This is a genomic window from Frischella perrara, assembly GCF_000807275.1.
Taxonomy (GTDB): domain Bacteria; phylum Pseudomonadota; class Gammaproteobacteria; order Enterobacterales; family Orbaceae; genus Frischella; species Frischella perrara.
Genome location: NZ_CP009056.1, coordinates 166,590 through 188,858 on the forward strand (window position 1 = coordinate 166,590; position 22,269 = coordinate 188,858).

Below are 22,269 nucleotides of genomic sequence, written 5' to 3' on the forward strand. Positions count from 1 at the left end.
ATACTTATATTATAGCAAATGATTGTTTTCAATGTGAGTGAGTTGGTTCTGGCTCAAATTAAGATTGTTATTAATATCATTACCTTTTTGATATATTCAATTGAAACAACGTGTGTCTAAAATGGGAAGAATAATGGCACTAATATTACATCCACGATAAGTACTAAACAGGTTAATGGTACGCCTACTTTAACAAAGTCGCTAAAGCTAAATCCTCCGGGTGCAACAATCATCGATTTTACTGGTGACGACACTGGTGTGATAAAAGAAGCAGACGTAGCAATGGCGACAGTCATGGCAAATGGATAAGGTGAATAGCCGAAGCTAAGAGCAATGTTAATGGCAATAGGGGCAATTAATATTGCCGTCGCAGTATTACTAATAAATAAGCCTACCAGTGAACAGAGTAGAAAAATAAACGTTATTGCTACATAAGGTCCATAACCACTTAGGTGTGCTTTTAGTAAATCAGAAAATAAATTAATCCCGCCTGTTTTATTTAATGCAATAGCGAAAGGCATCATACCAATAATAAGAATTAAACTTGGCCAATGAATTGATTTATAAGCACTTGCCATATCAATGCAACGTGTAAGTCCCATTAATAAACAGGCAATCAACGCGGCAACTACATTCGGAACTATACCACTAACCATTAAGATAATCATAATAGCAAGATTAATCAGTGCAGCAATAGCTTGAGAACTGGCTGGCGCTACGTCATCAATATCGGCAGGGAAATCAAGTACGACAAAATCATTCGTACGGGTTTGTAATTTTCGGATTGAGCCCCAATCACCGCAAACTAATAAGGTATCACTAATTTGTAACTTTTCTTCAAATAAATTGTTAGCTTCAATAGGTGCATGATTGCGACGAATACCAATTACCGTGAGATAGTATTTACTACGAAAATCAATTTCATTTAACGTTTTACCATATAATGACGATTCTGGTAGCAATGCTACCTCAGCCATACCCACTTCTTTTACTTGATCAGAAAAGTATTCGCCTCGTAGGATTTTAGGCTCTAACATGTAGGTATTTAAAAAATTTCGATAATCGTCATCAGAATTACAATAATCTAATAAAAGAACATCTCCTTGGTAAAATTCAGTCATCCTATTTACGGGGATGAGCACTTTTCTAAATTTCCGCCATCGTTCAATTCCAATTACGTTAACCCCTTGTTGGCTCCTAAGATGTAGATTATCAATTGTTTTACCAATGAAAGGTGAGCCAGGTAATATTTGGGCGCGATGCGCACGACCAGATAATTTATATTCTCGAATTAAATCGGTGATTTGCCTACGTGTTGGTGATTTTTGTGATTCATCTATTTGTTTTTTAGACACAAGCCAGTTACGGCTAATAACACAATAAAGCAATCCGACAATTAATACCCCAATACCAATAGGCGTGATTGAAAAGAATTTGAATCCTTCAAGTTCAACACGTTCCAATTCACTATTAACCACTAAGTTTGGTGCTGTGGCAACTAATGTCATCATGCCACTAATTAAAGCTGCAATGCATAATGGCATCATTAATTTCTTAACATGTATGCCTGAATGAGAGGCAATACTGATCACTACAGGAATAAAAATAGCAACGACACCAGTGGAACTCATTACAGAGCCTAATAAAGCAACACTCAACATAATTAATATAATGATTTGGATATCATTTTTACCAGCTACTTTAAGAATATACTCACTCATTTGATAAGAAATACCAGTTCTAACAAGACTTTCTCCAATAATAAATAACAAGGCTATCAAAACAATATTGGGATCACTAAAGCCAGATAATGCTTCGGTCGGTGTCAAAATACCCGTAACCATAATTGCTGTTATCGCAAGAATTGCGATTATATCCATACGTAATTTGGTAAAGGAAAAGAGTATGATAGTAATAAATAACAAACCACACACAATGAGTAATTGATATTGCTCCACTAGGGCAGGAGGTAAAAGAACAAGTAATTCTTGACCGATAGATGATAATTTCAAAATTAGATTATTTTATAATTTGATTTTTGCCATATCATACCGTAAGTAAATAATCTTGGGCAAGTCAAACAATAATGGTTTGAATATTAAGTTGGTTATTTCGTGTTTAATTTTTGCGTGTTTTTTGTGCAGAATTAAAACTTTATTTCAATAATCAAATAATAAATTTTAGTCTTATTAAAATTAAGGTATCACCACTGTTTTGTAATAAGCGTTTATACCAATAGGGTAAAATAATTATAATATTCAGTTTATTAATCACGAAGTTATGAATAAATCGTTTTTTTAAGATTTATCCTTTTACAAAATAGAACTAAATTTGAACGATTAAACAGTTGCATTGGTTTTCTTTTTCAGTATAATAGCCAGACTTCGCCAATAAAGGCAAAGCTTATTGGATGTCAGTATATTTAACATCCACACAATACTCCCGATTTGGGGGTTATGTAAAGAACGGATTACACTCTCCTGTCAATCGTAACAGGAAATGAGTAGTAGTCTTTTGTTATAACTTTTTTATAGTGGAGCTCTGGTCTCATGCAGAACCAAAGAATCCGAATCCGTCTAAAAGCATTCGATCATCGTTTGATTGATCAATCTACTGCGGAAATCGTTGAAACTGCGAAGCGTACTGGTGCGCAAGTTCGTGGTCCTATTCCATTACCGACGCGCAAAGAGCGTTTCACTGTATTGATTTCACCACACGTTAATAAAGACGCTCGTGATCAATACGAGATTCGTACTCATAAACGTCTAGTCGATATCGTTGAACCAACTGAAAAAACAGTTGATGCTTTGATGCGTCTAGATCTTGCTGCCGGTGTTGACGTGCAGATCAGTTTAGGTTAATTCTGGGCTGAAAAGGATTAAGAGGTCGAAACAATGATTGGTTTAGTCGGTCGAAAAGTAGGAATGACACGAATCTTCACTGAAGATGGTGTTTCAGTTCCTGTAACCGTAATTGAAGTTGAAGCTAACCGCGTAACTCAAGTAAAAAGCCTTGAGAACGATGGTTATCAAGCTATTCAGGTAACTACAGGTAGCAAAAAAGCTAATCGTGTAAACAAACCTGAAGCAGGTCATTTTGCTAAGGCTGGCGTTGAAGCTGGTCGAGGTCTGTGGGAATTCCGTTTCGAAGAAGGCGAATTCACTGTAGGTCAAAGCATTAATGTCGATATTTTTACTGACGTTAAAAAAGTTGATGTTACTGGTACATCTAAAGGTAAAGGTTTTGCTGGCGTTACAAAACGTTGGAATTTCCGTACTCAGGATGTTACACATGGTAACTCTTTGGCACACCGTGGTCATGGCTCTATTGGTCAAAACCAAACTCCAGGTAAAGTGTTCAAAGGTCGTAAAATGGCAGGTCACTTAGGTAATGAACGTGTAACTGTTCAGAACTTAGATATTGTACGTGTTGATGCAGAACGTAACCTTTTATTAATTAAAGGTGCAGTGCCAGGCGCAATCAATAGTGACGTAATTGTTAAACCAGCGATTAAAGCTTAACGTCGAGGAGATAGAAATGGAATTAGTAGTTAAAGACGCGCAAGCGCTTTCTGTTTCAGAAACTACCTTCGGACGTGATTTTAATGAAGCATTAGTTCATCAAGTTGTTGTTGCTTATGCATCAGGAGCTCGTCAAGGAACTCGTGGTCAAAAAACTCGTGCAGAAGTAGCTGGTTCTGGCAAAAAACCATGGCGTCAAAAAGGTACTGGTCGCGCTCGTTCAGGTTCAGTAAAGAGCCCAATCTGGCGTAGTGGTGGTGTAACATTTGCAGCTAAACCACAAGATCATAGCCAAAAAGTTAACCGTAAAATGTATCGTGGTGCATTAAAGAGCATTTTCTCTGAATTAGTGCGTCAAGATCGTTTAGTGGTAGTTGAGAAGTTCACTGTAGAAGCTCCTAAGACTAAGTTATTAACTCAGAAATTAAAAGCAATGGATCTTAATGATGTATTGATTATCACTTCTGAAGTTGATGAAAATCTTTTCTTAGCTTCACGTAATATCTACAAAGTTGATGTACGTGATGTTGCTGGTATTGATCCAGTTAGCTTAATTGCATTTGAAAAAGTTCTCATGACTGTTGATGCAGTGAAACAAGTTGAGGCAATGTTAGCAGAGGAGAAAGTAGCATGATTCTAGAAGAGCGTCTGCTTAAAGTCCTGCGTGCACCACATGTTTCTGAAAAAGCATCTCTTTCAATGGAGAAAAGTAACACACTAGTGTTAAAAGTTGCAAAAGATGCTACTAAGAAAGAGATTAAAGCCGCAGTTGAAAAACTATTTGAAGTTAAAGTAAACGATGTAAATACTTTAATCGTAAAAGGTAAAGTTAAACGTCGTGGTCAACAAATCGGTCGCCGTAGCGACTGGAAAAAAGCTTACGTCACTTTAGCGGAAGGTCAAAACTTAGACCTTGCGGGCGTCACTGAATAATTCGGAGGAGTAAGAACAATGGCAGTTGTTAAGTGTAAACCTACATCTCCGGGTCGTCGCCACGTTGTTAAAGTGGTTAACCCAGAGTTGCATAAAGGTAAACCTTATGCACCTTTGCTTGATACAAAGAGCAAAACTGGTGGTCGCAATAATAATGGACGTATTACTACTCGTCATATCGGCGGTGGTCATAAACAACATTATCGTATTGTTGACTTTAAACGTAATAAAGATGGTATTCCTGCTACTGTTGAACGTTTGGAATATGATCCAAACCGTAGCGCGAATATTGCATTAGTTTTATATAAAGACGGTGAACGTCGTTATATTCTAGCTCCAAAAGGCTTAAAAGCCGGAGATCAGATCCAATCTGGTGTTGATGCAGCGATTAAAACAGGTAACTGTTTACCAATGCGTAATATCCCTGTTGGTTCTACCGTGCATAATATCGAAATGAAACCTGGTAAAGGCGGACAGCTTGCTCGTTCTGCTGGTAGCTATGTTCAAATCATTGCACGTGAAGGTTCATATGTAACTCTTCGTCTTCGTTCTGGCGAAATGCGTAAAGTATTATCTGATTGCCGTGCTACTATTGGTGAAGTAGGTAATTCAGAGCATATGCTTCGCGTATTGGGTAAAGCTGGTGCAACACGTTGGCGTGGTGTTCGTCCTACTGTTCGCGGTACGGCGATGAACCCAGTAGATCACCCACATGGTGGTGGTGAAGGTCGTAACTTTGGTAAACATCCTGTGTCTCCATGGGGTCAAAAAGCCAAAGGATTGAAAACGCGTAGCAACAAACGTACTGATAAGTACATTGTTCGTCATCGCAATAAGAAATAATTAAATTAGAGGATTAGCTATGCCACGTTCTCTCAAGAAGGGTCCATTTATTGACCTACACTTGCTGAAGAAGGTAGAGAAAGCGGTGGAAAGCGGGGACAAGAAACCATTACGTACTTGGTCCCGTCGTTCAACGATCTTTCCTAATATGATCGGATTGACCATCGCTGTCCATAATGGTCGTCAGCACGTACCAGTTTATGTAACCGATGAAATGGTTGGTCATAAATTGGGTGAATTTGCGCCGACTCGTACTTATCGCGGTCATGCAGCAGATAAGAAAGCTAAGAAGAAATAAGTAGGAGAAAGAGATGGAAACAATTGCAAAATATCGCCACGCTCGTTCTTCTGCACAGAAAGTTCGCTTAGTTGCTGATTTAGTGCGCGGTAAGAGTGTGTCACAGGCACTTGATATTTTAACTTTCACTAATAAAAAAGCTGCAGTGTTAGTTAAAAAAGTATTAGAGTCTGCTATTGCTAATGCAGAGCATAACGACGGTGCTGATATTGATGATCTGAAAGTTGCGAAAATATTCGTAGATGAAGGCCCAACCATGAAGCGTATTATGCCTCGTGCAAAAGGTCGTGCAGATCGAATTTTGAAGCGTACGAGTCACATTACTGTGATCGTGTCTGATCGCTAGATCTGGAGAATAGCAATGGGTCAAAAAGTAAATCCAAATGGTATCCGATTAGGTATTGTCAAACCTTGGACATCTACCTGGTATGCGGATACAAAAGAATTCGCTGATAATTTAGATGGCGACTTTAAAGTACGTCAGTTCTTAAATAAAGAATTAGCGCAAGCGTCAATCTCGAAAATCGTTATTGAACGTCCAGCTAAGAGTATTCGTGTTACTATTCACACAGCTCGTCCTGGTATCGTAATCGGTAAGAAAGGTGAAGACGTAGAAAAATTGCGTAATACCGTAGCGAGTATTGCTGGTGTACCAGCACAAATTAATATTGCAGAAGTTCGTAAACCTGAACTTGATGCAAAATTAGTTGCTGACAGCATCACTTCACAATTAGAACGTCGTGTAATGTTCCGTCGTGCGATGAAGCGTGCAGTACAAAATGCTATGAAAGCAGGTGCGAAAGGTATTAAAGTTGAAGTTAGTGGTCGTTTAGGCGGTGCAGAAATCGCTCGTAGCGAATGGTATCGTGAAGGTCGTGTGCCATTACATACACTTCGTGCTGACATTGACTATGGACTTTCAGAAGCACTAACTACCTATGGTATTATTGGTGTTAAAGTGTGGATCTTCAAAGGTGAGATCCTTGGTGGTATGGCTGCCGTTGAACAAGTAGAAAAACCTGCTGCTCAACCGAAAAAGCAGCGTAAAGGCCGAAAACAATAAGGAGCGTCGCTGATGTTACAACCAAAGCGTACAAAATTCCGTAAAATGCATAAGGGTCGCAATCGCGGTCTAGCTGCAGGTGCCGATATTAGTTTCGGTACTTTCGGTCTTAAGGCTGTTGGTCGTGGTCGTTTGACTGCGCGCCAGATCGAAGCAGCACGTCGTGCTATGACTCGTGCAGTTAAACGTCAAGGTAAAATCTGGATTCGAGTTTTCCCTGATAAACCAATTACTGAAAAACCACTTGAAGTGCGTATGGGTAAAGGTAAGGGTAACGTTGAGTACTGGGTTGCACTAATTCAACCAGGTAAAGTCCTTTATGAAATGGATGGTGTACCGGAAGAAGTTGCTCGTGAAGCATTTGCGTTGGCAGCAGCAAAACTGCCGATTAAAACCACCTTTGTAATTAAGACGGTGATGTAAATGAAAGCAAAAGAGCTACGTGAAAAAAGCGTTGAAGAGTTAAATACTGAACTTCTAAATTTATTACGTGAACAATTTAATTTACGTATGCAATTAGCAAGCGGTCAGTTACAACAAACTCATTTAGTTAAACAAGTGCGTCGTAATATCGCATTAGTTAAAACACTAATAACTGAAAAGGCGGGTGCGTAATGACTACTAATGTTCGTACTCAGCAAGGTCGTGTTATTAGCGACAAAATGGATAAATCTATTGTTGTTGCTATTGAACGTAAAGTGAAACATCCATTATATGGTAAGTTCATTAAACGTACGACTAAATTGCATGTACATGATGAGAATAATGAGTGTGGTATCGGTGATACTGTAGAAATCAAGGAATGCCGTCCACTTTCTAAGACTAAGTCTTGGACTCTAGTTCGAGTTGTAGAGAAGGCAGTTATTTAATCTAATTGATTAAAAATTGTACATAATTTAATAGACGGCTAGCATTAGCCGTCTATTTTATACTACCCATTTTATTTGAGTGGTGTTATACTAAGCGCCCTCACATAGGTGGGATTTCTTGGTTGTCTATTCTTATCCATGGTAGTTGAGGTGGATGAAGGTAGATTAGACAATAATTTATTATACGGAGCATTAAAATGATCCAAGAACAGACTAGGCTCGATGTTGCTGATAACTCTGGCGCACGTAGCGTAATGTGTATCAAGGTTCTCGGTGGATCACACCGTCGTTATGCTGCAGTGGGTGATATCATCAAAGTTACTATTAAAGAAGCAATTCCACGTGGTAAAGTAAAAAAAGGTGATGTCCTTAAAGCTGTAGTAGTACGTACTAAGAAAGGTGTTCGTCGTCCTGATGGATCTGTCATTCGTTTCGATCGCAACGCTTGCGTTATTTTAAATAATAACAGTGAGCAACCGATTGGTACGCGTATTTTTGGACCGGTCACTCGTGAACTTCGTTCTGAGAAGTTTATGAAGATCATTTCATTAGCACCAGAAGTACTGTAAGGAGCGGGTAATGGCAGCGAAAATCCGTCGAGAAGATGAAGTTATCGTGTTAACCGGTAAAGATAAAGGTAAGCGCGGTAAAGTTAAAAGTGTTTTGTCTACAGGCAAAGTGATTGTTGAAGGTATTAACTTGGTAAAAAAACACCAAAAACCAGTACCTGCATTAAATCAAGATGGTGGAATTGTTGAGAAAGAAGCAGCTATTAATGTTTCTAACGTAGCAATTTACAATAGCGCTACAGGCAAAGCAGATCGCGTAGGCTTTCGTTTTGAAAACGGTAAAAAAGTCCGTTTTTATAAGTCTACTAATGAAATAATTAAGTAATTTGGAGTGTACGATGGCGAAACTGCATGATTACTACAATGCACAGGTAGTAAATAAACTGCAAGAACAGTTTGGCTACAAATCTGTCATGCAAGTCCCTCGGATCGAAAAGATCACCTTGAATATGGGTGTGGGTGAAGCAATTACTGATAAGAAATTATTAGATAATGCGGTTGCAGATTTAGCTGCAATCAGTGGTCAAAAACCACTAGTCACAAAAGCACGCAAATCAGTTGCTGGTTTTAAAATCCGTCAAGGGTATCCTATTGGCTGTAAAGTCACACTACGTGGTGAACGTATGTGGGAATTTTTCGAACGTTTAGTTTATATTGCTTTACCGCGTACTCGCGATTTTCGTGGCTTAAGCGCAAAATCTTTTGATGGTCGTGGTAATTACAGTATGGGTATACGTGAGCAAATCGTTTTCCCTGAAATCGATTACGATAAAGTTGATCGTGTTCGTGGTTTAGATATTACTATTACTACTACCGCACAATCAGATGAAGAAGGCCGTGCATTATTGTCAGCCTTTAACTTTCCATTTCGTAAGTAAAGGTAGGGTAAACTAATGGCTAAACAATCAATGATTGAACGCGATAAAAAACGCGTAAAGCTAGCAAATAGATACTTTGCAAAGCGTCAAGAATTAAAAGCGATCATCTCTGATGTTAATGCAACAGATGAAGATCGTTGGAATGCGGTGCTTAAATTGCAAACGCTTCCTCGAGATTCAAGTCCATCACGTCAACGAAATCGTTGTCGTCAAACTGGTCGTCCTCATGGCGTCCTTCGTAAGTTTGGTTTAAGCCGAATTAAGGTTCGTGAAGCCGCTATGCGTGGCGAAATCCCGGGTCTTAAAAAGGCAAGTTGGTAATCAGAGGAGTGTTATAGATGAGCATGCAAGATCCTATCGCAGATATGTTGACCCGAATTCGTAATGGTCAAGCTGCGAACAAAGTTGCGGTCACCATGCCTTCCTCTAAGTTAAAAGTGGCAATTGCCAACGTGCTAAAAGAAGAAGGTTATGTAGAAGGCTACAAAATTATAGGTGACACTAAACCTGAATTGGAAATTACTTTAAAATATTTCCAAGGTAAGGCGGTTGTAGAAAATATTCAACGTGTTAGTCGTCCTGGCTTACGTATTTATAAACGTAAGGATGAACTGCCAAAAGTAATGGCAGGATTAGGAATCGCAGTTGTTTCTACATCTAAAGGTGTTATGACTGATCGAGCAGCACGCCAAGCAGGTCTTGGTGGTGAAATTATCTGCTACGTAGCGTAAGGGAGAAAAGAATGTCTCGTGTTGCAAAAGCACCTGTCGTTGTTCCTGCTGGCGTAGAGGTAAAACTCAATGGTCAGGAAATTACGATCAAAGGTAAAAATGGCGAGTTAACTCGTTCTATTAATAATGCTGTTGTTATCAATCAAGAAGAAGGTCAAATTAAATTTGCACCTCGTGATGGTTTTGCTAATGCTTGGGCGCAAGCTGGAACAGCAAGAGCGTTGATTAATGCAATGGTAATTGGTGTTACTGAAGGTTTTACCAAAAAACTTCAGCTAGTTGGTGTTGGTTATCGTGCTCAACTAAAAGGTAATGTAATCGGTTTATCACTTGGATATTCACATCCAATTGAACATGCATTACCTGCAGGTGTAACCGCTGAATGTCCATCTCAAACTGAAATCATCCTAAAAAGTGCTGATAAACAGTTAATTGGTCAAGTAGCAGCAGATATCCGTGCTTATCGTCGTCCTGAACCTTATAAAGGTAAAGGTGTTCGTTACGCAGACGAAGTCGTGCGTACTAAAGAAGCTAAGAAGAAGTAAGGTAACACTATGGATAAGAAATCATCTCGTATCCGTCGTGCGACAAAAGCTCGTAGTAAGATGCGTGAGTTATTGGCAACACGTCTTGTTGTTCACCGTACTCCGCGTCATATTTATGCGCAAATCATTGCACCAAACGGTTCAGAAGTACTGGCAGCAGCTTCTACTCTAGAAAAAGCTATCAGTGAAAATTTAAAATATACCGGAAACAAAGAAGCTGCAGCAGCTGTAGGTAAAGCTATTGCTGAGCGTGCGTTGGCAAAAGACATTAAAGATGTTGCTTTTGACCGTTCTGGTTTCCAATATCATGGTCGAGTTCAGGCGCTAGCAGAAGCTGCTCGCGAAGCTGGCCTACAGTTCTAAGGTAGGAGTTAAAGATGTCAAACATCGAAAAACAAGCTGGTGAACTGCAGGAAAAACTAATCGCAGTTAACCGCGTGTCAAAAACCGTAAAAGGTGGCCGTATTTTTAGTTTTTCTGCACTAACAGTGGTTGGTGACGGTAATGGTCGTGTCGGTTTTGGATATGGTAAAGCGCGTGAAGTTCCAGCGGCTATTCAAAAAGCGATGGAAAAAGCACGACGTAATATGATTAATGTAGCATTAAATAATGAAACCCTACAGCATCCAGTTAAAGGTGCTCACACAGGTTCTCGTGTTTATATGCAACCTGCATCTGAAGGTACAGGTATTATCGCTGGCGGTGCAATGCGTGCCGTTCTGGAAGTTGCCGGAGTTCGTAACGTTTTAGCTAAAGCATATGGTTCAACTAACCCTATTAATGTGGTTCGTGCAACAATTGATGGTTTAGCAAATATGAAATCACCAGAAATGGTGGCAGCGAAACGTGGTAAAACCGTCGAAGAAATTTTGGGGTAATTAACCATGGCAAAAACGATTAAAATCACACAAACTCGTAGTTCTATTGGACGTTTACCGAAGCATAAAGCTACGTTACGCGGACTTGGATTGCGTGGTATCGGTCATACTGTAGAGCGAGAGGATACTCCAGCTATGCGCGGTATGGTTAACCAAGTTTATTACATGGTTAAAGTAGAGGAGTAATAAGTAATGCGTTTAAATACTTTATCTCCTGCTGAAGGTTCAAAGCACACATCTAAACGTTTGGGGCGAGGAATCGGTTCAGGTTTAGGTAAAACAGGTGGTCGTGGTATTAAAGGACAAAACTCTCGTTCTGGTGGTGGTGTTCGCCGTGGATTTGAGGGTGGTCAAATGCCATTATATCGTCGTTTACCAAAATTTGGCTTTACTTCTCGTAAGTCTTTAGTAACAACTGAAGTTCGTCTTTCTGATCTAATGAAAGTAGAAGGTGATGTTGTTGATCTAAATTCTCTTAAAGCCGCAAATGTTATTGGTAGCCAAATTGAATTTGCGAAAATTATGTTATCAGGTGAAATTAGCAAACCTGTTACAGTTCGTGGAATTAATGTTACTAAAGGTGCAAAAGCTGCAATTGAAGCTGCTGGCGGAAAAATCGAGGAATAATTAGAAAGATGGCAAAGCAACCAGGATTAGATTTTCAAAGCACAAGAGGCGGTAGTGGTGAGCTTAGAAGGCGATTAATATTTGTCCTTTTAGCGCTTATTGTTTTTCGTATCGGTTCTTATATTCCCATTCCTGGTATTAATACTGAGGTATTAGCAAAATCACTTTCGAAACTTGTAGGTGAAAATGGCCTCGTTGGAATGTTTAATATGTTCTCGGGGGGAGCCTTAAGCCGAGCTTCAATTTTTACTTTAGGTATTATGCCGTATATTTCTGCATCAATTATAGTGCAGTTATTAACGGCAATTAGCCCAAAGCTCGCTGAGTTAAAGAAAGAAGGTGAATCTGGTCGTAAGAAGATTAGTCAGTATACGCGTTATGGTACGTTAGTACTTGCAATTATTCAGGCTATCGGTGTTGCTACAGCTTTACCAAGAATGTCAGAATTTCAAGGTGCTGTAATTAATCCTGGTTTTTCCTTCTATTTTATAGCCTCAGTGGGTTTAGTAACAGGTACTATGTTTCTTATGTGGTTAGGGGAGCAGATCACAGAACGCGGAGTTGGTAATGGTATTTCTATTATTATCTTTGCTGGTATTGTGGCAGCTCTTCCGCCTGCAATAAGTGAGGTAGTTGAGCAAGCTCGTTCTGGTGAATTACTACACCCGTTAGTATTATTGATTGTTGCTGCGCTAGTGATAGGTATAACTTATTTTGTTGTGTTTGTAGAGCGTGGTCAACGACGAATTGTTGTTAACTATGCACAACGTCAACAAGGGCGTCGAGTTTATGCCGCACAAAGTACTCATTTACCATTAAAAATTAACATGTCAGGTGTAATACCGGCTATATTTGCTTCAACAATAATCATGTTACCTGCTATGGGAGCTTCATGGTTACAAGGTGATGGGCAAGGTTGGCGTTATATTTTTATGTTAATGGGGCAGTATCTATCTCATGGTCAGCCACTTTATATGATTTTATATGCAGTAGCGATCATATTCTTTTGTTTCTTTTATACGGCCTTGGTATTTAATCCACGAGAGACGGCAGATCAACTAAAGAAATCGGGTGCTTTTATTCCGGGGGTTCGTCCTGGCGAACAAACATCAAAATATATTGATAAAATCATGACTCGTTTAACACTTGTCGGATCTCTATATATTACTTTAGTTTGTTTAGTTCCAATGTTTATTACTTCATCATTAAAAGTTCCAGTTCAATTTGGTGGAACATCTCTTTTAATTGTTGTAGTTGTAATCATGGATTTTATGGCACAAGTACAGACTTTAATGATGCCAAATCGTTATGAGTCAGTTTTAAAGAAAGCTAATCTTAAAGGCTATGGTCGATAAGTTAGCTAGAAGTTACGGAGAAGAAAATGAAAGTTCGTGCTTCAGTCAAGAAATTATGCAGAAATTGTAAAATCATTAAACGTAATGGCATTGTTCGTGTTATTTGCGTTGAAGGTAAACATAAACAACGTCAAGGTTAATTATTTTCCTTTAAGTTGTATATCTTTTGCATATTTTGCTTGCCAAAGTATAGTAAAGCTGGCTAGAATAGCCAGCCTATAATTTATTTGAGTTTCCTTTATTTGAGTATCCTGAAAACGGGCTTTTCAGCATAAAGGAAATCAGTTATTTTTTATTAACAAATAGGAGTGCATAGTGGCCCGTATCGCAGGCATTAACATTCCTGATCAACAACATGCTGTAATTGCTTTACAAGCAATTTATGGTATTGGTAATACTCGTGCGAAGACAATTTGTGCTGAAGCGGGTATTCCTGAAAGTGTTAAGATCAGAGAACTATCTGAAGATCAGATCGAAAAGTTACGTGAACAAGTTGCAAAATTCACTGTTGAAGGTGATTTGCGTCGTGAAGTGACTATGAGTATCAAGCGTTTATTAGACCTTGGTTGTTATCGTGGAATACGTCATCGCCGTGGACTTCCAGTTCGTGGTCAACGTACTAAGACTAACGCTCGTACCCGTAAAGGGCCGCGTAAGCCTATCAAGAAATAATCGGGGTAATTAAGAATGGCAAAGACACCTGTGCGCGCTCGTAAGCGTGTAAAAAAACAAGTTTCTGATGGTATAGCTCATATTCATGCATCTTTTAACAATACAATCGTTACAATTACCGATCGTCAAGGTAATGCATTAGGTTGGGCGACTGCTGGTGGTTCTGGATTCCGTGGATCTCGTAAATCAACTCCGTTTGCAGCTCAGGTAGCAGCAGAACGTTGTGCTGAAGCCGTTAAAGAATACGGAATTAAGAATCTGGAAGTTATGGTTAAGGGACCTGGTCCTGGTCGTGAGTCTACAATTCGTGCATTAAATGCCGCGGGTTATCGCATCACTAATATTACTGATGTTACTCCGATTCCTCATAACGGTTGTCGTCCACCAAAGAAACGTCGTGTTTAATATTTGAATTAAACCGTTAGACGTTTTAGGTTTATTGGAGAAAGAAAATGGCAAGATATTTGGGACCAAAGCTCAAATTAAGTCGTCGTGAAGGTACTGATTTATTCCTAAAATCAGGCGTTCGCGCAATTGATAGTAAATGTAAATTAGAACAAGCTCCTGGTCAGCATGGTGCGCGTAAGCCACGTTTATCTGATTATGGCGTTCAGTTACGTGAAAAACAAAAAGTTCGTCGTATTTATGGAATCTTAGAAAGACAATTCCGTAATTATTATAAAGAAGCTGCTAGAATTAAAGGCAATACTGGTGAAAACCTATTAAACCTTTTAGAACGTCGTTTAGATAACGTCGTTTATCGTATGGGATTTGGTGCGACTCGCGCTGAAGCTCGTCAGTTAGTTAGCCATAAAGCAGTATTAGTTAATGGTCGTGTTGTGAACATTGCTTCTTATCAGGTTTCACCTGAAGATGTAATCAGTGTTCGTGAAAAGGCAAAGAAACAAGCACGTGTTAAAGCAGCTTTAGAGCTTGCGGAACAACGTGAAAAACCAACTTGGTTAGAAGTTGATGCCGGCAAAATGGAAGGTGTGTTTAAACGCATTCCTGAACGTTCTGATTTATCAGCTGACATCAATGAACATTTGATCGTCGAACTTTATTCTAAGTAAAGTTTAGTACTTAAGAGAGGACACAATGCAGGGTTCTGTAACAGAGTTTTTAAAACCTCACCTAGTTGAAGTTGTTCAATACAATCAAACGCATGCTAAAGTGATTTTAGAACCACTTGAGCGTGGATTTGGTCATACACTAGGTAATGCACTGCGCCGTATTTTATTATCATCAATGCCGGGATGTGCTGTAACGGAAGTTGAGATCGATGGTGTATTGCATGAATACAGTACTAAAGAAGGCGTCCAGGAAGATGTGCTTGATATTCTGCTTAATTTGAAAAAATTAGCAGTTAAAGTTCACAGCAAAGATGATGTAATGCTTACATTAAACAAATCTGGAGCTGGTGTTGTTACAGCTAACGACATTATTCATGATGGTGATGTTGAAATTGTTAATCCAGATCTTGTGATTTGTCATCTTACAGACGCAAATGCTTCAATTAGTATGCGTATTCGTGTTCAAAGAGGACGCGGATACGTTCCTGCTTCTGCTCGTGTTCGATCAGAAGATGAAGAACGTCCAATTGGACATTTATTAGTTGATGCATGCTTCAGTCCAATTGATAGAATTGCGTATTCAGTAGAAGCAGCTCGAGTTGAACAACGTACGGATTTAGATAAATTAGTTATCGATATGGAAACTAATGGAACTATTGATCCAGAAGAATCAATTAGACGAGCATCTACAATTTTGGCTGAGCAACTTGAAGCTTTTGTTGATTTACGTGATGTACGTCAACCAGAAGTGAAAGAAGACAAACCTGAATTTGATCCAATTCTTCTACGTCCAGTAGATGATTTGGAATTAACTGTTCGATCTGCTAACTGTCTAAAAGCAGAAGCAGTTCATTACATTGGTGATTTAGTCCAACGTACTGAAGTTGAGTTATTGAAAACACCTAATTTAGGTAAGAAATCTCTTACTGAAATTAAGGATGTACTCGCTTCACGTGGTTTATCTCTTGGTATGCGCTTAGAGAACTGGCCACCAGCAAGTATTGTTGAAGACTAATTTAAAGTTTACATAAGAAGGATAAAGTTATGCGCCATCGTAAAAGTGGTCGTCAGCTTAATCGTAATAGCAGCCATCGTCAAGCGATGTTTCGTAATATGACAAGTTCACTTGTTGAACACGAAATTATCAAGACAACTTTACCTAAGGCTAAAGAGCTGCGTCGTGTAGTTGAACCTTTAATTACATTAGCTAAGACTGATAGTGTAGCTAATCGTCGTTTGGCTTTTGCTCGTATCCGTAATGCGGATGCAGTGAAAAAATTATTCTCAGATCTTGGTCCACGTTTTGCAAATCGCCCTGGTGGTTATATTCGCATTATGAAATGTGGTTTCCGTGCTGGTGATAATGCGCCTATGGCCTATATTGAATTAGTAGATCGCCCAGCTACAAGCGAAGTTGTTGCAACTGCCGCTGAGTAATTGATAGATTCGAAAAGAAAAGCCGATAAGTTTTTTATCGGCTTTTTTTATTACAGTTTATAAAATAATATTCTAAATACCACTTTATAGCTATACAGTTTAATTCATAGTAAAATTGGACTCGTTAAGATCAATAGCTATATTCTTAGGTCATATTTTATTTATTATTACTCAATAATCAGTCCATCATTGAATTAATAATGTGGTGGTGGAGTTTCTTCTGACATCGTTGCAATATTAGATGTTTGAACAGATTGTAACTTTTTAGATAATAATATTAACTGTTCTTTCAACTTAGTTATTTCATTTTGAAGTATGATAACTGTTTGGTTCAATTCTTCGATTGTTATATCTTGAAAGCAAATCTTTGTTTCTAACTGTTCTATTCGCTTATTCATAATCTATTAAACTAAATAAAATGATTTAAGCATTATAAAGAATATTAAGATACCTTTCTATTGATTTTCCGAAAAGATATCATTAACTTAATTAATATCTTTTTAATTTAAATTTAATAACTTCATTACTTATTTAAATTAAATATCCATTTTAGAAATCCTGAATTTCATAATTTATCAAATTAATATATGGTTAGTGTAAAATTTATTAACTATCAAATATTGAATTATAACCACCCTCTCTCAGCAAAAGATACATATTCACCTTTACCTATTACAAAATGATCAAGAATTCTAATATCAACCAGATTGCAGGCTGCTTCAATTTGTTCAGTTACGTCACGATCTGCCTGACTAGGTTCTGAGAATCCCGATGGGTGGTTATGGGCAAGAATTATAGCAGATGCATTACAACTTAATGCTTTGCGTACAATTTCACGAGGGTGAACTTCAACACAATTATAAGTTCCTAAGAACATTTCTTCATTGCATATCACTTGGTTTTGATTATTAAGAAAGATAACTAAAAAGACTTCTCGATCTTTATTAACAAATTGACTAGCAAGATAATGGTGGGTGAGATTAGGCGATGTTAATATACTACTTTCGGTCATTTTAAATTTTAAATAGCGTTTTGATAGTTCTAATACGGCTTGTAGTTGAGTGTATTTGGTAGTGCCTAACCCTTTTTTCTTACAGAATGTCATATGTGAAGCATTCATCATTTGATAAAGGGAGCCAAATTCACACAATAGCTCTTGTGATAAATTTAATACAGGTGTTCCCTTAATTCCTGTGCGTAAAAAGATGGCTAGTAACTCATAATCTGATAAGGATTGTGCTCCAAATTTCAATAACTTTTCTCTTGGCATCATTATCATATTCCCATAAAAATTTATATTGACTTAAAGTAAACTATAAATGAAAAATGGGTTAATAATTGTAATCTAATAAGTTATTTCTAGTTAGGTCACAGTTTTTGAATTGTATTTTCAGATAATTAAAAGCAATTCAATTTAATAAAAAGTGCCAAGGAGGCACTTTCAATTAATGAATTAATTATAGTGTTAATGGCTACAGCCACAACCACCATGTCCACCACAACAACCATCGTCTTCATCTTCATGACTATGGCCACCACAGCCACATCCACCATGTTCATGATGATGTCCATGTGCTCCATGTACATGCCCATGAGAAAGCTCTTCTTGAGTAGCTTCTCTCACATCAACAACTTCTACATTAAATTTTAAATCCTGACCTGCTAACATATGGTTACCATCAATGGTTACATTATCTCCATCAATAGCAGTAATTTCTACGGGTACTGGTCCATGATCAGTATCTGCTAGAAAACGCATACCTACTTCAAGTTCATCAACACCGACAAAAACATCACGGGGTACAGTTTGGACAAGATTATCATTATAGTCACCGTAGGCATTTTCTGAGTTTATTTCAACATCAAATTTATCACCTTTTTCACGACCTTCTAAAGCATCCTCTAATCCTTTAATTAAATTGCCCGCGCCATGTAAATACTCTAACGGAGCAACAACTGTTGTCTCATCAACTAATACACCATCTTTGGTTCGAACTTGGTACGCTAAACTTACCACTGTATCTTTTGCTATTTTCATTTGATCTCCAATTCTTAGCGAGAAAAGATGCCAAGATTTTATATGAAAAACTTATTAATGTATCCTTTTTTGTTTAATAAAAAAGTTAATAGAATTAACCTTTTTTAATATTTATGCAATCCTTGATTATCCCAACTTAATATGACTCATTTAACAATACTATTTTATTCATTTATAATCGTATTAATTTAATAATAATGTGATTTGAATTTATGTTTTCAAAATTTCAATCTTATTGCCATTTAATACGATTAGATAAACCTATTGGCTCAATGTTATTATTATGGCCAACACTATGGGCTTTATATTTGACCGCTATTCCGACATTTCATCTTGTCATTGTTTTTGCTTTAGGTGTTTTTGTAATGCGCTCTGCTGGATGTGTAATTAATGATATTGCGGATCGAAATTTTGATGGACATGTTGAACGAACTAAAAATAGACCTCTAGCTAATGGAAAGTTAAACGTCAAAGAAGCAATTGTCATTTTTATTGTTTTGATCGTAATATCACTATGTTTATTATTGACCTTACCACCTTTGACTTGGTTAATTGCTGTAATGGCATTTTTAACAACCTTAATCTACCCTTTTATGAAGCGATTTACACATCTTCCGCAAGTGATATTAGGTATTGCTTTTAGTTGGTCTATTCCCATGGTTTATGCTGCGACTATTGGTTCTTTCCCATTAAGTTGTTGGTTGTTAAGTTTAACAAATATTTGTTGGACAATTGCTTATGATACTGAATATGCAATGGTTGATCGTGATGATGATCTAAAAATTGGTATTAAATCTACCGCTGTTTTATTTGGACGATACGACAGACTGATTATAGCTTTTTTACAATTAATTACCACATTGCTCTTAATTATAATTGGTCTATTAAATCATTTAACAATCGTTTATTTTCTAAGTGTAGCTATTGTCTTATTATTATTTATTTATCAACAAAAAATCATCGTAGAAAGAAAAAAAGAATGCTGTTTTAAAGCATTCTTAAATAATCAATATGTTGGTGTAATTATATTTATAGGAATTTTATTTCGTTTTGTTTAATGGAACTCTTCAATTGTTTGCATTATTCTATTTGTGATTAATGGCTTAAGGGTATTACTCATTTGTGTAATTTTTTCTGAATTACCCGTTTCTTGAGCATCAAGATAACCTAAATCTTTTAATGTGGATACTAATGTTGAAAAAACACCTTTATCGAAAAATTCCGGAGCATTAATTCCATGTAAAACTGACAATCTTTCAGCTATCAGTCGACTCTCTTTTTCTAGGTTCGCACGGCTAATTGTTGGATCTTTTTGTAATAAAGAAAATGTGATCACATAACGTTGTAAGGTATCTTTTGATATAGATGCTAATAGTTGTAAAGATGTTAATTTTAAGTAATTTACCGTTATCCGTTCAGGCGTGAAGTTAATAAGATTAATATCATCCAAGCATTGTAATAATTTTGAGATATAATCTAATAGTTGTTCTTCTTCATAATAGATAAAAAGTTCTGCTTTTATAAGAGGGAATATAAGTTTAACTTGTTCTATTAACTCATCTTTTGAAATACGATTTTGTTTAAGAATAATCCGTGCAATGATTGCAGGTATTATTAAAAGATGCTGAATATTATTTCGGTAATAGGTCATTAAAATGGCTTGTTCTTGCGTTAAACTTACAATCTCACCGGCTTGATCAGTTGTAATAACAAATTTACCCATTTGTTTAGCATGTTCAAATAATTGTTCCGCACTCTGTTCCGGAACAGTTACTAAATTTGAGTAAGGAACACTTTTTAATAGAATAAGAGCATAATTAATATGTTCAATTAATTGTTGTTTTGTGAGTGCATTTTGTTGAGAAGCGAGTAAAAATGTACTACATAAATTCATGGCATTGACAGCTGCCGACGAATTGATACTTTCCATAATACCCTTAGCTAGTAAATTAGTGGTTGGAGTTAACCAATTCGGTCTTAATGTACCAGACGGTTCAATAGCTTCCCGCCAATTCGGTACATTTTGAGTAAGAAATTGATTTAAAGGGATAGGATCGCCAAAATTGACATAACCTAACCCTAATTTCTTTAATTTAAAAAATGCTTTTAATGTTTGCCATAAATTTTCTTTTTGTTTCGCGGCACCTCTTAATTCCTTAGCATAGGTTGCAACTTCTAAAACATGTTCGTATCCAATGTATACTGGAACAATGGATATTGGTCTTGGGTCACCACGTAATAATGTCTGAATGGTCATCATTAACATTCCTGTTTTGGGATCCAGTAAACGACCTGTACGCGATCTTCCTCCTTCAATAAAATATTCAACAGAGTATCCACGGATAAATAATTCAGCTAGATATTTCCGGAAAACGGAAGTATAAAGTTTGTTACCTCTGAATGAACGACGAATAAAGAAAGCGCCTAAACGACGGAAAATAGGACCGGCGGGCCAAAAGTTTAGATTAATTCCTGCAGCAATATGTGGTGGTACTAAGCCTTGTCGATAAAGTACATATGATAAAAGTAAATAATCCATGTGACTACGATGACAAGGCGCATAAACGATTTCATGACCATTTTGTGCTAACTCTCTTATTGGATCTGCATGAGTGACTTTTAACCCTTGGTATAAACGGTTCCATGCCCAAGTTAGTATATAATCAGTTATTTTTAATGCACGATAAGTAAAATTTGCTGCAATTTCATTCAACATCGATAATGCATTTTTTCTAGCTTTTTCAATTGAGATATTTTTACTTTTAGCCTCTTCTTGAATTGCATCACTTATTTCTTGGCTATTTAATAGCATTTTTAACATCTGTTGCCTGATAGGTAAAGTTGGACCGACAGATGCCATTCTTTGTTTAGAAAAATGAATACGTGCAACTCTAGACAATTTATGAGCTAACTCAGGTATTTTCTCGTTTTCAATCGATAAAGCGAAATTTTTCAATGAAACAGTATGAGAAAAGCGAGTATAGCAGTCACGTCCAGAGAAACACATTTTCAAAAATTTACGTGTTCCACCTAAGACTTGTAAAGAGAGTTTCTTTCGTCCTTCTTTATCTGGTGCGCGACTAAACATAACCGAAACAGGCAACATTTGGACGTCAAGTTGTGGGTTTTGTTGATGAGCCATTATATATTGACGTAAGATCTCAATGGACTTTTTCTTTTGCTGTTTGGAAGCAAAGATTCCAGGTCCTTTATCAATATAGATGTAAGCAGGTAATATACCATTATTTGTTTTAATACCATCCAAGGGATCGGGAAGTTGGTATTTCCGGCTTAAAGATTGAACAACCATTAAGTCAATTTTTGAGTTATAAGGTAATACATATAAAACAGGTGCTAATCTGTTAATGTTTAAATCCTTTATAGGATCAGTTGGTATTGACTGACTTTTCACAAAAAATTTAACAGGAAGGCGAATAAATGCAAAAGACAGCTTATTCCACCAAGTTGTTATCCACTGTAACATGATTTATTTTACTCAAAAAAATAACAATAATAATATGTTATATGATAACAAAAAACAGTATAAAAAGCATCTAATCATCTTCCAAATCCTCTTAGAGGACAGTTACTTTAATGAGGTAAGAGAAGATGTAAAATATCATCATTTAAGTACATATTAAGATATAATTTATTACTTTATTTTTTGTAAGCAACGAATTAATTTAATAATTAATTCGGTAATTATTAAATTAATTTGTTGTTTTTATTATTATTTTATTTATAGTTATTTTAACTTTGTTTTGTAGAAGAGTGTTAATTTTTTACTATTAACAATATAATAACACTTGAGAATCTTTGCATAACAGCGTATACTTCGCTACCTTGATTATTGTAGGTGTAATGTGAGAAGTTAGTCTATTTGGTAACGAGACTCATCTCAATCGCCTAATAGAGTAGCTAAAGCCTGACGAGGTAAAT

General features: G+C 37.0%; 34 protein-coding genes. 29 read left to right on the top strand and 5 right to left on the bottom strand.

All coding sequences use genetic code 11. The annotated features are described in order from the left end of the window. Window positions 1-116: 116 nt before the first annotated feature. Window positions 117-1,958 carry an SLC13 family permease gene (locus tag FPB0191_RS00760; protein ID WP_039106382.1) on the bottom strand — a complete coding sequence of 614 codons (1,842 nt, stop codon included), beginning with the start codon at window positions 1,956-1,958 and terminating at the stop codon, window positions 117-119. A gap of 591 nt (window positions 1,959-2,549) precedes the next feature. Here FPB0191_RS00760 and rpsJ point away from each other — a divergent pair. The 28 genes from rpsJ to rplQ all read left to right on the top strand — a co-directional run bounded on the left by rpsJ (window position 2,550) and on the right by rplQ (window position 16,292). After that, a complete protein-coding gene (gene rpsJ, locus FPB0191_RS00765; protein WP_001181005.1) occupies window positions 2,550-2,861 on the top strand; it encodes a 30S ribosomal protein S10 in 312 nt (103 codons plus the stop codon). A 33-nt stretch (window positions 2,862-2,894) separates the two neighbouring features. Beyond that, a complete protein-coding gene (gene rplC / locus FPB0191_RS00770; RefSeq protein ID WP_039103311.1) occupies window positions 2,895-3,521 on the top strand; it encodes a 50S ribosomal protein L3 in 627 nt (208 codons plus the stop codon). Window positions 3,522-3,537: 16 nt separating this feature from the next. Beyond that, the gene (rplD, locus tag FPB0191_RS00775) at window positions 3,538-4,155 is read left to right on the top strand and encodes a 50S ribosomal protein L4 (protein WP_039103313.1); all 618 of its coding nucleotides are present in this window, start codon (window positions 3,538-3,540) and stop codon (window positions 4,153-4,155) included. Continuing rightward, window positions 4,152-4,454 carry a 50S ribosomal protein L23 gene (rplW, locus tag FPB0191_RS00780; protein WP_039103315.1) on the top strand — a complete coding sequence of 101 codons (303 nt, stop codon included), beginning with the start codon at window positions 4,152-4,154 and terminating at the stop codon, window positions 4,452-4,454. Before rplD ends, rplW begins: the two co-directional genes overlap by 4 nt. Window positions 4,455-4,472: 18 nt before the next feature. Then, on the top strand, window positions 4,473-5,297 hold the full coding sequence (rplB, locus tag FPB0191_RS00785) for a 50S ribosomal protein L2 (RefSeq protein WP_039103317.1): 825 nt from the start codon (window positions 4,473-4,475) through the stop codon (window positions 5,295-5,297). Window positions 5,298-5,316: 19 nt separating this feature from the next. Then, on the top strand, window positions 5,317-5,595 hold the full coding sequence (gene rpsS, locus FPB0191_RS00790) for a 30S ribosomal protein S19 (protein ID WP_039103318.1): 279 nt from the start codon (window positions 5,317-5,319) through the stop codon (window positions 5,593-5,595). A gap of 13 nt (window positions 5,596-5,608) precedes the next feature. Beyond that, window positions 5,609-5,941, top strand: coding sequence for a 50S ribosomal protein L22 (gene rplV / locus FPB0191_RS00795; protein WP_039103319.1), 333 nt, complete (start codon window positions 5,609-5,611; stop codon window positions 5,939-5,941). Window positions 5,942-5,956: 15 nt separating this feature from the next. After that, window positions 5,957-6,658: a 30S ribosomal protein S3 gene (gene rpsC, locus FPB0191_RS00800; protein ID WP_039103320.1), complete on the top strand. Its 702-nt coding sequence runs from the start codon at window positions 5,957-5,959 to the stop codon at window positions 6,656-6,658. A 12-nt stretch (window positions 6,659-6,670) separates the two neighbouring features. Further along, window positions 6,671-7,081 carry a 50S ribosomal protein L16 gene (gene rplP / locus FPB0191_RS00805; protein ID WP_039103321.1) on the top strand — a complete coding sequence of 137 codons (411 nt, stop codon included), beginning with the start codon at window positions 6,671-6,673 and terminating at the stop codon, window positions 7,079-7,081. After that, window positions 7,082-7,273, top strand: coding sequence for a 50S ribosomal protein L29 (gene rpmC, locus FPB0191_RS00810; protein ID WP_039103322.1), 192 nt, complete (start codon window positions 7,082-7,084; stop codon window positions 7,271-7,273). After that, window positions 7,273-7,527 (top strand): 30S ribosomal protein S17, encoded by a 255-nt coding sequence (gene rpsQ / locus FPB0191_RS00815; RefSeq protein ID WP_039103324.1) that lies wholly within the window; start codon window positions 7,273-7,275, stop codon window positions 7,525-7,527. Before rpmC ends, rpsQ begins: the two co-directional genes overlap by 1 nt. 197 nt (window positions 7,528-7,724) lie before the next feature. Continuing rightward, window positions 7,725-8,096, top strand: a complete 372-nt coding sequence (rplN, locus tag FPB0191_RS00820; protein ID WP_039103325.1) for a 50S ribosomal protein L14 — start codon at window positions 7,725-7,727, stop codon at window positions 8,094-8,096. A gap of 10 nt (window positions 8,097-8,106) precedes the next feature. Further along, complete coding sequence (rplX, locus tag FPB0191_RS00825; protein ID WP_039103327.1) at window positions 8,107-8,421, top strand: 50S ribosomal protein L24; 315 nt, start codon at window positions 8,107-8,109, stop codon at window positions 8,419-8,421. Between the two features lie 13 nt (window positions 8,422-8,434). Then, window positions 8,435-8,974, top strand: a complete 540-nt coding sequence (gene rplE, locus FPB0191_RS00830) for a 50S ribosomal protein L5 (RefSeq protein ID WP_039103328.1) — start codon at window positions 8,435-8,437, stop codon at window positions 8,972-8,974. 15 nt (window positions 8,975-8,989) lie between these two features. Beyond that, window positions 8,990-9,295: a 30S ribosomal protein S14 gene (gene rpsN, locus FPB0191_RS00835; RefSeq protein WP_039103329.1), complete on the top strand. Its 306-nt coding sequence runs from the start codon at window positions 8,990-8,992 to the stop codon at window positions 9,293-9,295. 17 nt (window positions 9,296-9,312) lie between these two features. Further along, a complete protein-coding gene (gene rpsH, locus FPB0191_RS00840) occupies window positions 9,313-9,705 on the top strand; it encodes a 30S ribosomal protein S8 (protein ID WP_039103331.1) in 393 nt (130 codons plus the stop codon). A gap of 11 nt (window positions 9,706-9,716) precedes the next feature. Further along, on the top strand, window positions 9,717-10,250 hold the full coding sequence (rplF, locus tag FPB0191_RS00845; protein ID WP_039103333.1) for a 50S ribosomal protein L6: 534 nt from the start codon (window positions 9,717-9,719) through the stop codon (window positions 10,248-10,250). A 9-nt stretch (window positions 10,251-10,259) separates the two neighbouring features. Beyond that, complete coding sequence (gene rplR, locus FPB0191_RS00850; RefSeq protein WP_039103335.1) at window positions 10,260-10,613, top strand: 50S ribosomal protein L18; 354 nt, start codon at window positions 10,260-10,262, stop codon at window positions 10,611-10,613. Between the two features lie 14 nt (window positions 10,614-10,627). Continuing rightward, the gene (rpsE, locus tag FPB0191_RS00855) at window positions 10,628-11,128 is read left to right on the top strand and encodes a 30S ribosomal protein S5 (protein WP_039103337.1); all 501 of its coding nucleotides are present in this window, start codon (window positions 10,628-10,630) and stop codon (window positions 11,126-11,128) included. Window positions 11,129-11,134: 6 nt separating this feature from the next. Continuing rightward, on the top strand, window positions 11,135-11,314 hold the full coding sequence (gene rpmD / locus FPB0191_RS00860; protein ID WP_039103338.1) for a 50S ribosomal protein L30: 180 nt from the start codon (window positions 11,135-11,137) through the stop codon (window positions 11,312-11,314). 6 nt (window positions 11,315-11,320) lie between these two features. Next, entirely contained in the window at window positions 11,321-11,755 is a 435-nt protein-coding gene (gene rplO / locus FPB0191_RS00865) for a 50S ribosomal protein L15 (protein ID WP_039103339.1), read from the top strand. An 8-nt stretch (window positions 11,756-11,763) separates the two neighbouring features. Beyond that, on the top strand, window positions 11,764-13,110 hold the full coding sequence (gene secY, locus FPB0191_RS00870) for a preprotein translocase subunit SecY (protein ID WP_039103341.1): 1,347 nt from the start codon (window positions 11,764-11,766) through the stop codon (window positions 13,108-13,110). Between the two features lie 26 nt (window positions 13,111-13,136). Then, a complete protein-coding gene (rpmJ, locus tag FPB0191_RS00875; RefSeq protein ID WP_025314403.1) occupies window positions 13,137-13,250 on the top strand; it encodes a 50S ribosomal protein L36 in 114 nt (37 codons plus the stop codon). Between the two features lie 175 nt (window positions 13,251-13,425). Beyond that, a complete protein-coding gene (rpsM, locus tag FPB0191_RS00880; protein WP_039103344.1) occupies window positions 13,426-13,782 on the top strand; it encodes a 30S ribosomal protein S13 in 357 nt (118 codons plus the stop codon). Between the two features lie 15 nt (window positions 13,783-13,797). Further along, window positions 13,798-14,187, top strand: a complete 390-nt coding sequence (rpsK, locus tag FPB0191_RS00885; RefSeq protein ID WP_039103346.1) for a 30S ribosomal protein S11 — start codon at window positions 13,798-13,800, stop codon at window positions 14,185-14,187. Window positions 14,188-14,234: 47 nt separating this feature from the next. Further along, entirely contained in the window at window positions 14,235-14,855 is a 621-nt protein-coding gene (gene rpsD, locus FPB0191_RS00890; protein ID WP_039103348.1) for a 30S ribosomal protein S4, read from the top strand. Between the two features lie 25 nt (window positions 14,856-14,880). Beyond that, window positions 14,881-15,870 (top strand): DNA-directed RNA polymerase subunit alpha, encoded by a 990-nt coding sequence (locus tag FPB0191_RS00895; RefSeq protein WP_039103350.1) that lies wholly within the window; start codon window positions 14,881-14,883, stop codon window positions 15,868-15,870. 29 nt (window positions 15,871-15,899) lie between these two features. Beyond that, a complete protein-coding gene (gene rplQ, locus FPB0191_RS00900; RefSeq protein ID WP_039103351.1) occupies window positions 15,900-16,292 on the top strand; it encodes a 50S ribosomal protein L17 in 393 nt (130 codons plus the stop codon). Between the two features lie 194 nt (window positions 16,293-16,486). Here the strand turns inward: rplQ and FPB0191_RS00905 are convergent, their stop codons facing one another. The 3 genes from FPB0191_RS00905 to slyD all read right to left on the bottom strand — a co-directional run bounded on the left by FPB0191_RS00905 (window position 16,487) and on the right by slyD (window position 18,330). Then, a complete protein-coding gene (locus tag FPB0191_RS00905) occupies window positions 16,487-16,690 on the bottom strand; it encodes a SlyX family protein (protein ID WP_039103353.1) in 204 nt (67 codons plus the stop codon). 227 nt (window positions 16,691-16,917) lie between these two features. Further along, entirely contained in the window at window positions 16,918-17,571 is a 654-nt protein-coding gene (gene radC, locus FPB0191_RS00910) for a RadC family protein (RefSeq protein WP_039103355.1), read from the bottom strand. 186 nt (window positions 17,572-17,757) lie between these two features. Next, window positions 17,758-18,330, bottom strand: coding sequence for a peptidylprolyl isomerase (gene slyD, locus FPB0191_RS00915; RefSeq protein WP_039103356.1), 573 nt, complete (start codon window positions 18,328-18,330; stop codon window positions 17,758-17,760). Between the two features lie 212 nt (window positions 18,331-18,542). On the opposite strand from slyD, the gene ubiA reads away from it, so the two are divergent. Then, window positions 18,543-19,388 carry a 4-hydroxybenzoate octaprenyltransferase gene (gene ubiA, locus FPB0191_RS00920; RefSeq protein ID WP_039103357.1) on the top strand — a complete coding sequence of 282 codons (846 nt, stop codon included), beginning with the start codon at window positions 18,543-18,545 and terminating at the stop codon, window positions 19,386-19,388. Here ubiA and plsB read toward each other — a convergent pair. Beyond that, entirely contained in the window at window positions 19,385-21,814 is a 2,430-nt protein-coding gene (gene plsB, locus FPB0191_RS00925; protein ID WP_052236661.1) for a glycerol-3-phosphate 1-O-acyltransferase PlsB, read from the bottom strand. The two genes, ubiA and plsB, sit on opposite strands and share 4 nt — an antisense overlap. Window positions 21,815-22,269 lie beyond the last annotated feature (455 nt).

Excerpts from the sequence above, each read along its gene's own strand:
- slyD (WP_039103356.1), bottom strand. The coding sequence starts at position 18,330 with ATGAAAATAGCAAAAGATACAGTGGTAAGTTTAGCGTACCAAGTTCGA.
- rplE (WP_039103328.1), top strand. The coding sequence starts at position 8,435 with ATGGCGAAACTGCATGATTACTACAATGCACAGGTAGTAAATAAACTG.
- rpsE (WP_039103337.1), top strand. The coding sequence starts at position 10,628 with ATGTCAAACATCGAAAAACAAGCTGGTGAACTGCAGGAAAAACTAATC.
- radC (WP_039103355.1), bottom strand. The coding sequence starts at position 17,571 with ATGATAATGATGCCAAGAGAAAAGTTATTGAAATTTGGAGCACAATCC.
- rplP (WP_039103321.1), top strand. The coding sequence starts at position 6,671 with ATGTTACAACCAAAGCGTACAAAATTCCGTAAAATGCATAAGGGTCGC.
- rpmD (WP_039103338.1), top strand. The coding sequence starts at position 11,135 with ATGGCAAAAACGATTAAAATCACACAAACTCGTAGTTCTATTGGACGT.
- plsB (WP_052236661.1), bottom strand. The coding sequence starts at position 21,814 with ATGTTACAGTGGATAACAACTTGGTGGAATAAGCTGTCTTTTGCATTT.
- rpsH (WP_039103331.1), top strand. The coding sequence starts at position 9,313 with ATGAGCATGCAAGATCCTATCGCAGATATGTTGACCCGAATTCGTAAT.
- FPB0191_RS00895 (WP_039103350.1), top strand. The coding sequence starts at position 14,881 with ATGCAGGGTTCTGTAACAGAGTTTTTAAAACCTCACCTAGTTGAAGTT.
- rpsK (WP_039103346.1), top strand. The coding sequence starts at position 13,798 with ATGGCAAAGACACCTGTGCGCGCTCGTAAGCGTGTAAAAAAACAAGTT.
- FPB0191_RS00905 (WP_039103353.1), bottom strand. The coding sequence starts at position 16,690 with ATGAATAAGCGAATAGAACAGTTAGAAACAAAGATTTGCTTTCAAGAT.
- secY (WP_039103341.1), top strand. The coding sequence starts at position 11,764 with ATGGCAAAGCAACCAGGATTAGATTTTCAAAGCACAAGAGGCGGTAGT.
- rpmC (WP_039103322.1), top strand. The coding sequence starts at position 7,082 with ATGAAAGCAAAAGAGCTACGTGAAAAAAGCGTTGAAGAGTTAAATACT.
- rpsD (WP_039103348.1), top strand. The coding sequence starts at position 14,235 with ATGGCAAGATATTTGGGACCAAAGCTCAAATTAAGTCGTCGTGAAGGT.
- rplW (WP_039103315.1), top strand. The coding sequence starts at position 4,152 with ATGATTCTAGAAGAGCGTCTGCTTAAAGTCCTGCGTGCACCACATGTT.
- rpsJ (WP_001181005.1), top strand. The coding sequence starts at position 2,550 with ATGCAGAACCAAAGAATCCGAATCCGTCTAAAAGCATTCGATCATCGT.
- rplF (WP_039103333.1), top strand. The coding sequence starts at position 9,717 with ATGTCTCGTGTTGCAAAAGCACCTGTCGTTGTTCCTGCTGGCGTAGAG.
- rpsN (WP_039103329.1), top strand. The coding sequence starts at position 8,990 with ATGGCTAAACAATCAATGATTGAACGCGATAAAAAACGCGTAAAGCTA.
- rpsC (WP_039103320.1), top strand. The coding sequence starts at position 5,957 with ATGGGTCAAAAAGTAAATCCAAATGGTATCCGATTAGGTATTGTCAAA.
- rplV (WP_039103319.1), top strand. The coding sequence starts at position 5,609 with ATGGAAACAATTGCAAAATATCGCCACGCTCGTTCTTCTGCACAGAAA.
- rplC (WP_039103311.1), top strand. The coding sequence starts at position 2,895 with ATGATTGGTTTAGTCGGTCGAAAAGTAGGAATGACACGAATCTTCACT.
- rplO (WP_039103339.1), top strand. The coding sequence starts at position 11,321 with ATGCGTTTAAATACTTTATCTCCTGCTGAAGGTTCAAAGCACACATCT.
- rplD (WP_039103313.1), top strand. The coding sequence starts at position 3,538 with ATGGAATTAGTAGTTAAAGACGCGCAAGCGCTTTCTGTTTCAGAAACT.
- rpsQ (WP_039103324.1), top strand. The coding sequence starts at position 7,273 with ATGACTACTAATGTTCGTACTCAGCAAGGTCGTGTTATTAGCGACAAA.
- rplR (WP_039103335.1), top strand. The coding sequence starts at position 10,260 with ATGGATAAGAAATCATCTCGTATCCGTCGTGCGACAAAAGCTCGTAGT.
- rplX (WP_039103327.1), top strand. The coding sequence starts at position 8,107 with ATGGCAGCGAAAATCCGTCGAGAAGATGAAGTTATCGTGTTAACCGGT.
- rplQ (WP_039103351.1), top strand. The coding sequence starts at position 15,900 with ATGCGCCATCGTAAAAGTGGTCGTCAGCTTAATCGTAATAGCAGCCAT.
- rpmJ (WP_025314403.1), top strand. The coding sequence starts at position 13,137 with ATGAAAGTTCGTGCTTCAGTCAAGAAATTATGCAGAAATTGTAAAATC.
- rplB (WP_039103317.1), top strand. The coding sequence starts at position 4,473 with ATGGCAGTTGTTAAGTGTAAACCTACATCTCCGGGTCGTCGCCACGTT.
- rplN (WP_039103325.1), top strand. The coding sequence starts at position 7,725 with ATGATCCAAGAACAGACTAGGCTCGATGTTGCTGATAACTCTGGCGCA.
- ubiA (WP_039103357.1), top strand. The coding sequence starts at position 18,543 with ATGTTTTCAAAATTTCAATCTTATTGCCATTTAATACGATTAGATAAA.
- rpsS (WP_039103318.1), top strand. The coding sequence starts at position 5,317 with ATGCCACGTTCTCTCAAGAAGGGTCCATTTATTGACCTACACTTGCTG.